Origin of the sequence: Cronobacter sp. HA18006 (assembly GCF_011605445.1) — a bacterium.
In the GTDB taxonomy this organism is placed as follows: domain Bacteria; phylum Pseudomonadota; class Gammaproteobacteria; order Enterobacterales; family Enterobacteriaceae; genus Cronobacter; species Cronobacter sakazakii.
Genome location: NZ_JAANQB010000011.1, coordinates 753,210 through 768,617, shown reverse-complemented (window position 1 = coordinate 768,617; position 15,408 = coordinate 753,210). Strand labels below are relative to the sequence as shown.

The window sequence follows — 15,408 nt, the reverse complement described above, 5'->3', positions numbered from 1 at the left end:
ACGTAGGAGCGCGTATGTCTTTTTCACTCTCTGGTCTTTCCCTGCAGGTAGGGCTGGCGCTGGGCTTAGCCTGTGGCGTTGCCGCGCCCGCCGCCGCGTGGGATAACCTCTACGTCTTTGGCGACAGCCTGAGCGATACCGGCAATAATGGCCGCTACACGTTCGACAGCAATCGTTATCCGCTGTATGACGAAATCCTCTCGCAAAAATATGGCCTGACGCTTGCGCCCTCGGATAAAGGCGGCAATAACTACGCCGCAGGCGGCGGGGTGGCGGTGCCGGCGCTTGGCACAGACAACACCCAGGAGCAGGTGCAGCGCTATCTGAGCCAGACGAATGGCCGGGCGGACCGCGACGGGCTCTATATCCACTATGTGGGCGGTAACGATTTGGGTGCCGCGGTGCTGCAACCGCTACAGGCGCAATCCATTGTGACCGGCAGCGCCACGGCGGCGGCGTCGCAGGTGCGCACGCTTTTAAACGCGGGCGCAGGCACGGTGATTGTGCCAACGGTGCCGGACGTCTCGGCAACGCCGACGTTAATTGAAACCGTTGTTCAGCTGGGAACGGCCGGTAACAGCGCCGCGCTGCAGGCCGCGTTCGCGTCGCTTGGCAACGCGCAAACCCCGACACTCGCCGCGCGCGAGGAGGCGATTCGCAACGCGTTTTATGCGGCGGCGGGAGAAGTGAGCCCGGTTCCGGCGCTTTCGAAGGCGCTTGGCGACGGCCTTTATGCGGCGTATCAGGCGGCCGCTGAACAGGTCTCTGCGTTAAGCCAGCTCTATAACGCGACCGAGGAGCAGGCGCTGGTCGCGAACGGCGGCGGCAATATCGTGCGTGCCGATATCAACGCTATCTTTAATGAAATCCTCGCGAATCCGGGCCAGTTCGGCATCACCAATACCGCGGGCATGGCGTGCCCGCCGGGCCTTTCCGCCGCTGATTGTACGTCGTCGAGCGCCGGGTTTAATGGCAGTCAGGCGTGGCTCTTTGCCGATCATCTGCATCCGAGCCCGCAGGTGCATCGCCTGATGGCGGATTATATCCAGTCGATACTCGCCGCCCCGGCGCAGGTGGCGCTGCTGAACAAGGCGACGGCGGCGCAGGTGCAGAACAGCCGCGCCACGCTCGACAGCCGTTATCAGCAACGCCGTACTGAACAGGCGGAGCAGGGCAGCGCGGGTATTTTTGGCGGCTACAGCGGCGAATATGCCCGCTACACCAAAAATGAGACCGGCGACGGCAGCGCCAACACCAACAATCTGACAATCGGCGCGGATTATCGGGTGACAGAAAACTGGCTGGTCGGCGCGCTGATTGCCGGGTCGCTCGACGATCAGCGCCCGACCGATAACCTGAGCTACGACGCGCGCGGTTATCAGGCGGCGCTCTTTACTGCCGTCGATTTCGGGCCGGGCTGGGTCAACGCCGACGTTCACTGGCTGAAAGGCGAGTACCGCAATATTCAGCGCCGCGTGGAGTTAGGACCGTTGACGCGCGTTGAGACAGGCGAAACGGATGCCAGACTCTGGGGCGCGCGCCTGACCGCCGGGCTGGATCTGCCGGTGACCCGCGCGCTCACGACCGGGCCGGTGGTGCAGTACGCGTGGGATTACAGCCACGTGGATGGGTACAGCGAAGCGGGCGACGACAGCACCGCGATGCGCTTTCGCGATCAGAACTTCCATTCGCAAATCGGCAGCATCGGCTGGCGTCTCGATGCCGATATCGGCCCGGTGAAACCGTACGCGCAGGTGGATTACAAACACCAGTTCGGTGATTCGGTCTGGCGCGGTCAGGGCGGGTTGAAGTCAACATCGCTCACTTTCAGCCGCGACGGGGCGCAAGATGATAAAAACTGGATGGATATCACCGCCGGTGCCAGCGTCGCGCTAAGCAGTAATGTGTCGGCGTTTGCGGCGCTGTCGCAAACCGCAGGGCTTAGCAGCGGCGAGCAGACGCGCTATAACATCGGCCTCAGCGCCTCGTTCTGAGTCCATTGACGTCATAAAAAAGGGCAGCCATCAGGGCTGCCCTCTGTTTTTACACGGTGAACGGCTTACGGTTCGCCATAAAGCGCAATCAGGCGGCGCGTAACGCCGTTAGTCCAGCCGAAGCCGTCCTGCAACGGGTATTCACCCCCGCCACCCGGGCGCGGTGAGTAGTCGGCGATATGGTACTTCTCGATGAGCTTATGGTTCTCATTGTAGAATCGTTTCACCGTACGCAACCAGTTGTTGGCAATGATGTCTGCCAGCGCGTCGTCGCCATAGTTTTTCAGCCCCTGAATGGCCATCCACTGGAGCGGCGCCCAGCCGTTCGGTTTATCCCACTGCTGTTCCGTTTCCACTTCGGTAGTCAGGATACCGCCTGGGCAGAGCAGGCGTTCACGCAGATTCGTCGCGATGCGATCCGCCTGCGCATAGCTGGCAAGCCCGACATACAGCGGCACCACGCAGGCGGCCGAGAACGACGCGAGCTGGCCACGACGCCAGTCGTAATCGCGAAACGCGCCCATGTCGTTATCCCACAGGTAGCGATTAACCGCCTCGCGACGGTCAATCGCTTTTTTGCGAAACACGGTCGCGGTCGCCGGAATGCCTTTAAGCTGCGCGATATTGGCAATGGCGGTTTCCAGCTTGTAGAGAAACGCATTGAGATCCACCGGCAAAAAGTGCGTGGTGCGGATGCTCGCGAGGCGGTCCGGGTCGCGCAGCCAGCGGGAGGAGTAATCCCAGCCGGAGGCCGCGCCCGCGCGCAGATCGCGATAGACCTCGCTCGCCGGACGCCCGGAGAGTTTTGCGGTTTCCACATCCTCGCGCCAGGATTCATCGCGCGGGGTGTCGCGGTCATCCCAGTAACGGTTAAGCACCGTGCCGTCGGCCATTTTCACCACGTGGCGAAACGCCTGACCTGCCTCCAGCGTGTCGGCGCCATCCATCCAGAACGCGTATTCCATCAGCAGATGATCAAGATAGCGCCGCGCGCCGCGCACGCCATCCTCTTCAAACAGCTCCACCATCAGCGCAAACACCGGCGGCTGCGAGCGGCTCAGATAATAGGTGCGGTTGCCGTTCGGAATATGCCCGTAGTTTTCAATCATCCAGGCGAAGTTATCCGCCATACAACGCAACATATCGTGGCGGCCACTCTCGGCGAGGCCGAGCATGGTGAAGTAAGAATCCCAGTAATAGGTCTCGGTAAAGCGTCCGCCTGGCACGATATACGCCTGCGGCAGCGGCAGCAGCGATGAGTTCTCCAGATGCTCATGCGGCTGGCGCGTCAGAATTGGCCATAAGTTGTCGATGTGCTCAGTCAGCGTCCGGTTCGGGTCCGAGACATACGGATTGGTGTTGATCACCGGGAAGTAAAAGTGCTCTTCGACAAAACGGCGCAGGTCAAAGTTCGGCAAGCGTTTGGCCTGACGGTAGTTCATCAGAATGGTCAGCGGCGACACTTTCGGCGCGCAGTCCGGGAACGTTTTACTGTCCGCAAAAATACGGGAGGCCTGAACATGCTCAAACAGCTCTAAATAGCGGTCTGCCGGCGTCAGCGCGTCGGGGGATGGCATGCCTTCGATCGATTCAGGCTGCGGCTCGACGTCGCGGGTATCCGGAATAATTTCACCCGATTCAGGGTCCATACGCGCCTTCTCAGCTAATTCCTCTGTGAAAGGTAAGCGTGTTGTCTGTTGAAACATGCTAATACGTACCTCCAGAGCGGCTTTCGTTTCAGATTCTGTAAGTTTAGCAAATCGTTATCGCTCTTTAACCGGGCGGCAAAGAGTTTAAGAAGAGACTGAACGCCGCGGAGCGTCCAGTTATCCGTACAGCGTGCTTAACGCCTCAGGGCGCGACGGTGGTTTCATAAAAGTTATGGCCAACCGTTTTGCCTTGCGCATCAAGAATTTCGTACTCGATGCGCAGCGCGCCAGGGGCTGTGGGAGTGAACGTCAACTGCGCCACCTGGCGACCAGAGTCAGGCGGGAGGGTCATCGGTTTGCTCTCTTGCTGCCCGGTGATGCCGGGCGTTTTTACGCGCCAGCGCAGTGTACACCCGTCGCAGGGCGAAAAACTATCGTTTATCGCCCATAATTTAACCACTCCGGGCGTGCCGGCGCGCCAGTTAAGCGTCACTGGCTCGATGGACGGCAACAGCGGCTGATACGCGCGTTGCAGCGCGTAATAACCGGCTTTCGGCTGGCGCAGATAGTCCACAACGCCCCAGTTAATCGACGGCCAGGTTTCAACAAACATAAAGTGGAACAGGGCGGTCACCGGTTGATAGCGCTGGCGACGATAACTCTCCGCCGCCATGCCCACTAAATCGGCCTGGTATTTCTGCGTGTTGTGGATAAATTCGTCCATATTTTGGCCGCGCGGAATTTTCGCAAATCCGAAGGTCTGGAACGGCTGGAAGTTATGGTATTTCCAGATTTCCCAGTCGGGATCGTCTGCTTTTGTCGAGGCGGGCCAGCGTTTGTCGGCAGGGATAATCGTTTTCAGGGTCGAGAGTTTCGGCAGCGCCTGAGCACCGAATTCCGTAATGATGCCGGTTTTCGCCGGTTGCAGCACATCCGTGGTGACCCCGAAATACCAGCCTTGCCAGTAATGTTCTTCCACCGCCGAGAAACGGTGCACGATGCGGCTGTCGTCTTTGGCGAGCGCGTCGGCGACACGTTCCGTCAGAACGCGGTTGAGATCCTTATGCCAGTCAGGGAAGCGCTTTTCCATCCACGGCGAGTTCCACGGCGGCTCATTATGACCGCCCCAGGCGATGATGGCCGGCGAATTGCCGAACTGCTCCGTCATCTCCAGGCTCTGCCGCGCGGCGTTATCGGCAAATTCAGGCGTGTCCTTGTAGCCCCACTGGAGCGGCACGTCCTGCCAGATCATCAGCCCCATTTCATCAGCCATGCGGTAGAGCGGGCGGCCCGCCACGTGGCCGTGGACGCGAATGGCGTTGGCGTTCATATCCAGCACCAGTTGCAGATCGCGCCGGTACTTTTTCTCATCCATCTCGCTAAGCCACGGCGAGCCGATATAGTTGCTGCCCTTAATGAAAATGCGTTTACCGTTCAGCACCCAGCCTTTGTTATCCGGCTGCTCGACAATCTGGCGCAGGCCGGTGCGGCTCGTAATGCGTTCCATCTCGCCCTTGTCATCGTTAAACGTCGCGCTGACGCGGTAAAGGTGCGGAAAACCGTAGCCTTTCGGCCACCAGAGCTGCGCGTTTTCCATCGGCAGCGTCAACGTCAGACGCTGCGGCGTGCTGCCGGTCGCCTCAAGACGTACTTTCTGTTTTTGTGTAAAACGCTCGCCGCTAAAATTTGCTGGCCGGGCGCGCAGGGTTAGCTCCACCTCGCGCGCCTGCGTGGCGCGATAGACCAGCTCAACGCGAAGCTGTGGTTTATCAAGCCCGTGCTGAAAATCGGGGCGGAGGATAAGATTATCAACCGTCACGCCGCGGCTCAGATGCAGCCGCACCGGCGCCCAAATGCCGCCGGAGTTCGCGTCCTGGCCGCGTGGCGACCAGGCACCGCCGGGGCGGGTATCGTGCTGATTCAGCACGCCTTTTACCATCGTTTTATGCAGTGGCCAGATGGTTTTGGGGTCTTCAAACGGGCTGTCGACACGTACCGCCAGCTTATTGTGACGTTGTAACTTATCGGTGATGTCATACGCGAAACGCTGGAAATAGCCTTCGTGTCTGCCGAGCGGCTGTTGGTTCAGCCACGCGTCGGCGTAGTAATCCACGCCGTCAAACACCAGCGTCGCCATCGTATCTTCGGGTAACGGCGGCAAGGTGAATTCATGGCGATACCAGAGCACGCCCTGATGATCCCAGCCTGCGGTATACCAGTTCGACGGCACCGGTAACGCGCGCCAGTCGCGCACCGGGCCTTGCTGGCCCATAAACGCGGCATCGTTGCCGTCGTGGGCGCGCCAGCTGCCCGCAAGCGACCAGCTGGCAGGCACCGGCACCGAGGGCGCTTCTCTAGCGGCCACCGCGCCGCTTGTGATGACCACTAATGCACAGGCCAGACGTTTCATCATCCCTCCAGCAGTTGAATCAGGAATTCACGCACGCGACGCTGCTGCGTCCCGAGCGCCTGACGCCACGCCTCGCGCTGCGCCGGTGTCGCGCCAGGCTCCTGGCTTTCTATCTCCAGTAACCGCGCGGTCAGCCCGTCAAAGCCGAACGTCGCGGCCTCGCCGCGAAGCTTATGCGCCAGCCGGTGCGCCTGCTCGCCGTCGCCTGCGGCAAGCGCGGCATCAAGCAGCCCGGCCAGCTCGTCAAATCCTTCGGAAAAGAGCCCGAGCAACTCTTTTAACAGCGCCATATCGCCGTCGAACGCGGCCAGCAGCTGCGCGCTGTCCGGCAGGCCATCAGGCGGCGGCGGGGCGCTTTGCGGGGCAAAGCGTGAGAGTTCGTCGGCGAGCGCGACCAGCGCCACCGGTTTTGAGAGATAGCCATCAAAGCCCATCGCGAGGCAGCGCTCTTTATCGCCCTGCATGGCGTGAGCCGTCATTACAATCGCTATCTGATGGCCGCCGCGGAGCGCCTCTTCCTGGCGCAGCGCGCGGATCGCCGCTTCGCCGTCCATGACCGGCATCTGCAAATCCATCAGGAGAATATCAAAGCCGCCGCCGCGCCAGGCCTCCAGCGCCAGCAGGCCGTTATCCACCGTCACGCACTCATGGCCGAGTTTTTCCAGCAGGCGCACCGCCAGCAACTGGTTCACGGGGTTATCTTCCGCCAGCAAAATGCGCATTGGCGCGCTGTGCGCCAGTTCCGGCATCACGGGCGCTACGGGCGCGGCCTGCTCAGTTCTGGCGGGTTCCGGGCGCAGCGCCTCGCCGAGCGCACGCGCCAGCTCCTGCTGATCGACCGGCTTATTGAGATACCAGGCGATGCCGGTACGGCGCAGCGTGGAGAGATCGAGATCGCGGCTCATTGAGCTGAGCATAATAATTTTGCTGCGCGACGCCTGCGGGAGCACGGAAATCTCCAGCGCCAGCGAAATGCCGTCCATTTCCGGCATCTGGGCATCAAGGACGATCACCGGGAAATCGCTGTCATTTTCAAGCAGCGCCAGCGCGCCCGTCGCCCCGGAAACGCAGACCGGGGTTAAGCCAAGCTGTTTCAGCATCGCCTGCATCAGACGGCGGTTAGTGGCGTTATCATCCACCACCAGCACCCGCTCGCCGTTGAAATGCGTTTGCGCAGGGATTTCCGGCGTCGCCTGCGCCGCGCTTTGCAGCGGCAGGGTGAAGCTAAATTCGCTGCCCTGATTCGCTTCACTGGTGACGGTCAGCAGCCCGCCCATCATCGCCACCAGCCGCGCGGAGATCGTAAGCCCCAGCCCCGTGCCGCCGTAGCGGCGGGTCGTGGAGGTATCTGCCTGGCTGAACGCCTCAAAAATCACCTGCTGTTTTTCCGGCGGAATGCCGATGCCGCTGTCGCGCACCCGAAAGCGCCATTCGCCAGGCTGCGGGCCAGGCGCTACCGCCAGCAGGATTTCGCCCTGATGCGTGAATTTGAGCGCGTTGCTAAGCAGGTTGGTCAACACCTGGCGCAGACGCACAACATCGACACGCAGCGTCTGCGGTACACGTTCATCCACCTCGACCAGCAGCTCTATCTGCTTTTCGCTCGCAAGCGGCATCAGCGGGCGCACCAGCGACTGTATAAACGGCCGCAGCGCCACATACTCTTCATGCAGGACGATTTTGCCCGCCTCGATTTTCGAGAAATCGAGAATGTCGTCGATGATATGCAGCAGCGACTGCGCGGAGCTCATCACCAGCGTCAGGTATTCCCGCTGTTCGCTGTTTAAATCCGTATCGAGACAGAGCTGCGTCATGCCGAGAATGCCGTTCATGGGCGTGCGGATCTCATGGCTCATGTTGGCAAGAAACGCGCTTTTGGCCTCATTCGCGGCGCGCGCGGCGTTGGCCGCCTCGCGTGAAATCAACTCCGCTTCTTTGCGCCGGGTGATGTCCTGAAGGGTGCCAATCAGGCGCTCAATCTCGCCGGTGACGGTGAGCGCGATGATCTGCCCCGAGAGCAGCATCCACAGCCACTGGCCGCTGCGATGCTGCACGCGGATCTCGCACTCAAACACCGGCATCTGGTGTTCGCTGGCGCGCTGCATCGCGCTTTTCAGCAGATCCCGGTCGTCCGGGTGGATCAACGAGAGCAGAAAATGGCTGGTATGTTGCAACTGACCGCGCGGCTCGCCGAGCAGATTCAGAAAAGCGTCGTTGAGATGCAGCGCGTCGGTCGTGACCTGCCAGTCCCAGATGCCAATATGAATCGATTCGGCGGCCAGCAGGAAATCGTCATGCAGCAACTGGCGCGTGTTCTGCACGTTATCCAGCGCGCTGATATCGGTGTGCAGGCTGATGATGCCGCCGTCGGCGGTACGCTGATGCTGAATAAAAAGCCGCCGCTGTTGCAACTGACGCACTTCGCAGTGGCCATCGTGACGACAATTTGCGATGAGTGAGGCAACAAGCGTGTCGCGGCTGCGGCTGTCGGTCTGATAGCCCGTATGGATAAACGTCTGCGCCAGCGCGCTTAACGCCGCCCCCTCAACCAGATGCGCTTCGATACCGGGGTAAAAACGGCTCACCTGCGCGTTCCAGGCGATCAGCCGTTCATCTTTATCGTAAACCAGCAGGGCGGCGGGCAGCGCGTCGAGCGCCGGAGCCAGAGAGGCGCTGTTCATAATGCCGCCCCTGGCTGGTAATGCAGCTCCGCCTGGCGGCGCATATATTCAAGCCCCGGCGCGATGGTCATCGCCCAGGCGGTCAGTACTTCTTCATCGCACGCCGGGTCGCGTTCCGCCACGGTATCGAGAATAGCCCGCCGCCAGTGGGCGAAGAAGTTCGGCGGCAGTCGCACGCCGTTGCTCTCCTGCTGGCGCGCCAGGCGCTCCAGAAAATCAGGCACCATCAGCACGCCATCCACCATCAGCATCGCGAAAAAGCTTTTATACACGAAATTGCGTAACAGCCGCGGTTCGACCGCCGCAAAATGCTGTTCGGTTTCCGGCGTCATATGAATAAAGCGGTTAAAAAAGGCGTCAAAAAAGGGCTGCTTATCGTCGTTCGGAAACAACCGGCTGTAGCTTTCGTCGAACAGATCCCGATAGAGCATCATGGGCGAACCTCCGGGCGGCTTTCGCCAGGCAGGCACTGGCGCAGGGGGTTGAACACGTCACTCAGGCGGCGGCTGAAATAGCTGCCGGGCGCGGGGGTGTCGCTTGCCAGCAGCGGGCCGCCGTTCGCTTTATAGAACAGCGCTTCAAGGACAGTGGCGTTGGTGGAAAGCGTCAGCGAGCGGTTGTAGTCGCCGGTCGCCTCGACGCGTCCTTCGTACCAGCCGCGTTTTTCGTCATACATCAGGCGTGTCGCCTGCATCAGCGCATCGGTGTACGGGGTATCCCACAAGACCCACAGCGAAAAAACCGCTTTGGTGGAAACCTGGGCGAGGCGCGGGTACTCTTTGCCGTCATCGCCGAGGGTGTTCCAGGGGTAGCCATTCGCCCAGACGGTGTCCGAAGCGTGCCACGGCGCGGCGCTGGTACTGAAATCGGCGCGGGCGGTGAGAATATTCTCCTGCTGCCAGCGGCTCTCCTGGGAGAGGTACACAAGCTTCGCGCGCTCGCGCAGGTTATCTATTTGCGCGCGATCGACGCCCGGCACTTCCCAGCCAAATTCGAGCCCCGGCAGCGTATACGGCAGCGTGGTGATAAGCGACGGCTGCCAGGTCGTGCGCGGATCGCGGGCGTCCACCGGCAGCGCGCGGTCATAGAGAATCACATTCTGCGATGGCGGCCCCCAGGCTTTTGTGGGCTGGAATCCCCACAGGCTGAAGCCCGCGGCGGCGTATTCGCTTTCGCCAAGCCGAATTTCATCGCGCGGTGTCAGCAGTCCGTTTTGCATCTGCGCGGCGTAAAGCGTGCCGTCTTTATCGATGACCGGGCAGAAATTCCAGCGCATCACCACGCGTTCCAGATATTCGCTGTACTGCGGGTGATACTGCGCCACCAGACGCAGCGCCAGCATCAGCCGCGCCATGTCGCGCGCCGACCAGCCCATCACGCCCGGTTTGCCGGTGAAATCCACCATCGTGGGAGACCACGTGGAATAGAGGCGGTTTGGCGTCTGACGAGGGGTGAGCGGCAGGCGATTGAGCGTGCCGAGCAGACGTGTCAGGCGCTCATCGAAAATTTTTTCGTCTATCAGATTCAGCTCGCGCGCGGCCGTCAGCGCAATCAGCGAATCGCCTATCTGCCAGAGGGACACGACGGGGCGTTTGTCGCTGCCGTTCACGAGGCCCGTGGCGTCCTGGGTGTTGTTTTCAAAATAGCGCCAGGCGATGGCGGCCCATTCGCGCTCCTGCGGCGTGAGCGTGCTGATGCGCGCGGTGGTGTGCCAGCCCCCGTGCGAGAGCCAGCGCCAGCCCGCGCGATCGTCGCGAAGCAACAGCCAGGCGAGCGCCACGCCCAGCACGGCGAGGATAAGCAGCAGGCGGCTTACTGTTTTAAGCATGTCGCGGTAACCGGTGGCAGTTTCACAGGTTCGTCCTCTTTACAGGTCGCGCACTGGCAGGCCTGACAGGTCGGTTTGCTGCGTATCGCGGTGCCGTTCTGCTGACACCAGTTCTGGATGCCAGGCGTCATATTGAGGAACGGGCGGTTGCGACGCGAGTTGTTCTCCTCAAACAGATCGACCAGTTTTTTCTCCCACATGGACGGAGCGTAATTTTTATTCTTGGGATCGTTGGTGTTAAAGCGCAGCAGCTTGCCCTGTTTCTTAAAGAGCAGCGCTTCCAGCATGATGCCGTTATTGTTACCGGTGAAGGCGTTAATGGGCCCGTCGCCGTTCTCATAGATACCTTCGTAATAGCCCTGTTTCGGATCGTTGGCATTTTCAATGGTGGTGAAGAGACGGTCGGTATAGGGCGAATCCCACAGCACCCACATGCCAAGCGCTGCCTTGAGCGACACCGCCGCCGCCTGCGGCACATACTGGCCCTTGTCGGTGATGGTGTTCCAGTTAAAGCCGTCGCTGAACACGGTGTCGTAAACGAAGTACGGGGATTTATCGAGCTGATGCTCAGAGCGTGCGGTCAGCACGCCGGTGATGGTGTAGCGGTTCTCCTGCGCCTGATAGACGCGGTCAGCGAAGTTTTTCATCCACGGATGCGAGTAGTTGTTCGGGCTGTCGTCGCGATCTTTCGCGGTATCCCAGCCCATCTCCAGCCCATAGAGCAGGTACGACTCCGTCACCACATAGTTATGCTGGCTGGTACGGCGCGGGTCGCGGGAGTCATAAGGCACCAGCACGCAGTAGATGTCCGCCAGCGCATACGGCTCCGGACGGCTCGCCTGGCAGGTGTTAAACCCCCACAGTTGATAGCCCGCCGCGCCATACTCTTCATACCCGAGACGGCCCTCCTGAACATATTTCGGCTGGTTGTTCTCAAGATACGCGCCATACATGGTACCGCACGGATCTATCACGTTAGTGAAATCCCAGCCCAGCACGATGTTATCGACGCTGTTGCTGTATTCCGGGTAGCGCTCTTTAACGTTCTGAAGCCATATCAGCATGCGGCCAATATCCAGCGCCGAAAAGCCGATTTCGCCCGGTTTGTTCAGGTAGTTTACTTTCTGCGCCGTAATGGTGTTGTAGGCTTTGTTGGGCACCTGGTTGCGGAAAAGATCGAGTTTATTCAGCGTGCCGAGCAGCTTTAGCATCCGGCGGTCAAATTCCGCTTTATCAATAATCCCAAGTTCGCGGGCGGCCACCAGCGCGCCGATATAAGAGCCGGTATCCCACATGGTAGTGGACGGATACTGGTTAACGGCGTTAACCAGCCCGGTCGTCGGCTGGTAGTTGACCACGAAATATTGCCAGGCGTTTTTCGCCATTTTCATTTCGCGCTCGGTCAGTTCGCCATGACGCGCCGGATAGTCGTTCGCGGGCAGTTCGCCCCGGCCCTGTGCGGTGACAGTGCATCCCAGCAGCAAAAAGAGGCAGGCTACGCTGCGAATAAACAGGGGCAAAGATTTCAGACTCATGGCGTAACTCCCGCAGAAGCAGTGGCGGTGGAAGGCGTGTGCTGGCATCCCAGACAGAGCAGTTGCCCGCCCGCAATATAGGCAAGGCTCTCCAGCACCACCGCGTTGGTGTCGGCATCAATTACATTATTCACGCTGTTATTCAAATTCAGACCGCGCTGCCAGCCTTTACCCGGCACCAGTAGCGGCTGTACCTGCTGGCGCAGCGCTTCGCTCCAGCCGTTGCGAAAGAGCGCATACCAGGCGAAGGCGGAGCGGGTCGAGGTAATGGCTGTGCGCTCCGGCGCGGCTTTGTCATACGCCGTTTCGCCCGGCGCACGCTGAGGCTGGCGTTCAGGGATAGCGGTGGCGAAATCGGGCGCCTGTTCAGCATAATCCGTGCTGATGGGCGGCTTGCGCACCCGCAGGCTGTGACGGCGCTGCTGGATTTGCATGATGCGCCACGCGACTTCGCCACTCTGCGCGTCAAAGCCAAGCTCAAGCCCGGTTAACAGCCAGGGGAGGCTCACCAGCGACGGCTGTTTGCCCCACGGTGTGCGCAGCCCTTCATCCGGCACCATGATCCCGTCGATGTCGATCATGCTCTGGCCCTCCGGCGGCTGCGTGACGGCAAGCCCGGCGGTGGTATTAATAAAACGCAGCGTATGGCTTGCGTAAGTGCGATAGCCAAAGCTGTCGCGCGGCTCGTCGGTTGGGATAACCCAGTGGCGTACCGCCAGCGCCGCGTTGGTGTTTTTCGCCTGCACAAACAGCGCGTCGAGATGCCAGTGCGAGAGCAGCGCGTTTACGGCAGGGGCATGCTGCGGGTAGTGCCACAGCAAAACCTGAAGCGCCATCAGTAACCGTCCGACGCCAATCGCGCTGCTTTCCGGCTTGCCTAAAATCTCCTGTTTATCGCCGCGGTAATAAGCCGCAGGCAGGCCGTCCGGCGTCAGCGGCAGTTCGCCCAGCGCGAACAGCGCCTGGCTGATGCGTTCGTCAAATTCGTCACGGGTGATCACGTCCAGCCGGTAGGCCGACACTGCCGCCAGCAGATAACTGCCGGTGCTCCAGAGGCTGAACCACGGCGCGCCATCCTGAGCGTTCACCAGCCCGTCGGGTCGGCTGTTATTAACGAAATATTGCCAGGCCACGCGCGCCCAAATCGCTTCATCAAAGGTGAGCGGGCGGGCATCGGGCAGCGGCGGAAAATCGTCGCTTAGCATAATGCCGCTGCTGCTCTCCACGCGCGTCGGCATCTGGCGCTCCACCCAGACCACCACCGCGAACCCAATCAGAAAGCCCACCAGAATGGTGATATAACTGCGCGCGCTAAGCAGCGCACTGGAGACTTTCATGCGCCGCTCTCCTCATCCGCGGGCTGCCACATGGCGGCCATGATCATGGGGAGCATGGCGGCGATATTCACCGCGCCCCAGAAGATGTTAATCACGTAGCCGGACGGGTCATCGACCGCGCCGCGCGCCACCTGAATTCCACCCCAGATAAGCCCGATAAGCGTCAGCACCACAATGGCGATTTGCGGTTTCACCAGATAGAGAAACCGCCCGGTCTGGCGCTCTTTTGGCGTGACGTGAAACTTAATCTGTTCACCGCGCAGCACCGTATCGAGCGCTTTTAAGTTCATTGAGAAAAACGACAGGTACGAGGCGCGCCCGTCCCACGCGGAAATTCCCCAGGTACCGAACATAAACGCCAGCTCCGAGACAATGAAAAAGGGCAGAAAGTGCAGATAAAAGGGCGTCGACCACGCGGAGACGGGCGGGATGCCGGTAAAGAGATAAATCAGCGGCGAGACAAGAAACACCGTATTCCAGATGCAGGCCAGATAAGACCAGAACGTGGTGGCGTACATCAGCGTTTGTGGCAGCGAGAGCTTAAAACGGCGGCGGCTGAAGATATTGTCGTGAAAGAGAATATCCAGCGAACCCGCGGCATATTTGAAGCGCTGGATGATCCAGGTGAGCATATCCTGCGGCGAGAGCATTTTCGATTCGATGCGCGGGTGCATCACCGAGCGCCAGCGGCGCGCACTGTCGCCATGCAGCACAATGGAAGTGTAGATATCTTCTGAAACGTGAAATTTATAGGGCGTCAGCTCGGTGTCATAGAGCACATGCGGGCGCATCGCGTCCTGAAGCGCTTCGCGCATCGACGGGTCGCGGATATCGCGCGTGTGGCGGTCAATCTCTTCTTCCACCGTCCAGACATAGCTGCGCAGCGCCGCCTGCATAATCGCCTCGCGGCGGTGCACCGACGCCGCGCCACAGCAAAAGGCCGCGTTGGCCCAGTTGCGACGGCGCAGGATCACGTCATAAAACATGCGCGGATCGTTAAAGAACGGGTCGCGCCCGATGGTCACCGGGCCGACGATTTTCTCCGACAGCCAGCCGAGCGCGTAACCCGGTTTGCCCGCTTTACGTGACAGCCAGCGCGGTAGCCGCTCGCCTTCGGGGAGATCGAAAAACCACTGCGGCGTCTGTACCCAGGCGACATCCGGGTCGCGGAAATAGCCGAGCGTATGCTCAAGCAGCGTCGGGAAGACGCGGGTGTCGGCGTCGCAAATCACGATAAAATCGCCGTCGGTCTGCTCAAGTCCATTACGCAGGTTGCCCGCCTTAAAGCCGATATTGGTTTCGCGGGTAATGTAATTGACGCCTTCTTCCTCACAGACCGCCCGCATCGCGGGCCTGCGGCCATCGTCCAGCACGTGAATACGGTAATCGAGCGGGCCTGGGTAGCGCATTTTCAGCGCATCCTGAATGGAGAGCCGCACCAGCTCGACATCTTCAGAGTAGGTGGCGATAAAGAGATCGACGCGTACCGGGCGCGGCTCGGCCTGGTCTTCCGCGTTCAGACAGTCGTTAATATCCAGCGGAGCGGGCTGCTGCGGCGGGTCGTCTTCCCGCCAGAGATTAATGGTGAACAGCACGGTGCCAATCCAGGCGCAGGTTTCGGCGATGACCAGCGGCAGGGCATACCACAGCGCGTCCATATTGAGCGATTCCATCCAGCGCCAGCGAATATAATTCGCGCCCAGCACCAATGCCGCGACCGACATTATCTGCCAGAGAATTTTCACGACGCGGGGCGTTTCTAAGGGCTCCGGCGGTTTACGGTTTTCAAAACGCGAGAAATAAAAACCCATAGCGGCATCATCATCCAGACACAACAAAGACAGTGGCGTTGAATAATTATCAATGGTAACTATTCATCGTCAGCGAAATATCTCTGGTTCAGTTTTAGATTCGTTTTAAGTTTATGAAGTGATTGTAGATGCCCGCGCTGAACTTTCCAGAAAGATAAATTGA

Annotated in this window: 9 protein-coding genes; 1 reads left to right on the top strand and 8 read right to left on the bottom strand. The window is 60.1% G+C overall.

Annotated features, from left to right (window positions below; genetic code table 11):
• The first annotated feature begins 14 nt into the window (after nucleotides 1-14).
• Nucleotides 15-1,994: an autotransporter domain-containing protein gene (locus tag G9X48_RS05340; protein ID WP_097641749.1), complete on the top strand. Its 1,980-nt coding sequence runs from the start codon at nucleotides 15-17 to the stop codon at nucleotides 1,992-1,994.
• Nucleotides 1,995-2,059: 65 nt separating this feature from the next.
• Here the strand turns inward: G9X48_RS05340 and G9X48_RS05335 are convergent, their stop codons facing one another.
• The 8 genes from G9X48_RS05335 to G9X48_RS05300 form a co-directional block, all read right to left on the bottom strand.
• Entirely contained in the window at nucleotides 2,060-3,700 is a 1,641-nt protein-coding gene (locus G9X48_RS05335; RefSeq protein ID WP_029464105.1) for an alpha,alpha-trehalase, read from the bottom strand.
• Between the two features lie 145 nt (nucleotides 3,701-3,845).
• Nucleotides 3,846-6,053, bottom strand: a complete 2,208-nt coding sequence (locus G9X48_RS05330; protein ID WP_097641750.1) for a sugar-binding domain-containing protein — start codon at nucleotides 6,051-6,053, stop codon at nucleotides 3,846-3,848.
• Nucleotides 6,053-8,734, bottom strand: a complete 2,682-nt coding sequence (locus G9X48_RS05325; protein WP_097641751.1) for a response regulator — start codon at nucleotides 8,732-8,734, stop codon at nucleotides 6,053-6,055. Before G9X48_RS05325 ends, G9X48_RS05330 begins: the two co-directional genes overlap by 1 nt.
• Nucleotides 8,731-9,168, bottom strand: a complete 438-nt coding sequence (locus G9X48_RS05320; RefSeq protein WP_032989527.1) for a globin — start codon at nucleotides 9,166-9,168, stop codon at nucleotides 8,731-8,733. The genes G9X48_RS05325 and G9X48_RS05320 overlap by 4 nt, the downstream gene beginning before the upstream one ends.
• The gene (locus G9X48_RS05315) at nucleotides 9,165-10,562 is read right to left on the bottom strand and encodes a DUF3131 domain-containing protein (protein WP_032989528.1); all 1,398 of its coding nucleotides are present in this window, start codon (nucleotides 10,560-10,562) and stop codon (nucleotides 9,165-9,167) included. The genes G9X48_RS05320 and G9X48_RS05315 overlap by 4 nt, the downstream gene beginning before the upstream one ends.
• Nucleotides 10,547-12,097: a DUF3131 domain-containing protein gene (locus tag G9X48_RS05310; RefSeq protein ID WP_007867816.1), complete on the bottom strand. Its 1,551-nt coding sequence runs from the start codon at nucleotides 12,095-12,097 to the stop codon at nucleotides 10,547-10,549. The genes G9X48_RS05315 and G9X48_RS05310 overlap by 16 nt, the downstream gene beginning before the upstream one ends.
• On the bottom strand, nucleotides 12,094-13,434 hold the full coding sequence (locus G9X48_RS05305) for a DUF3131 domain-containing protein (RefSeq protein ID WP_004388148.1): 1,341 nt from the start codon (nucleotides 13,432-13,434) through the stop codon (nucleotides 12,094-12,096). The genes G9X48_RS05310 and G9X48_RS05305 overlap by 4 nt, the downstream gene beginning before the upstream one ends.
• A complete protein-coding gene (locus G9X48_RS05300) occupies nucleotides 13,431-15,245 on the bottom strand; it encodes a cellulose synthase catalytic subunit (protein WP_004388149.1) in 1,815 nt (604 codons plus the stop codon). The genes G9X48_RS05305 and G9X48_RS05300 overlap by 4 nt, the downstream gene beginning before the upstream one ends.
• Nucleotides 15,246-15,408: the final 163 nt, after the last annotated feature.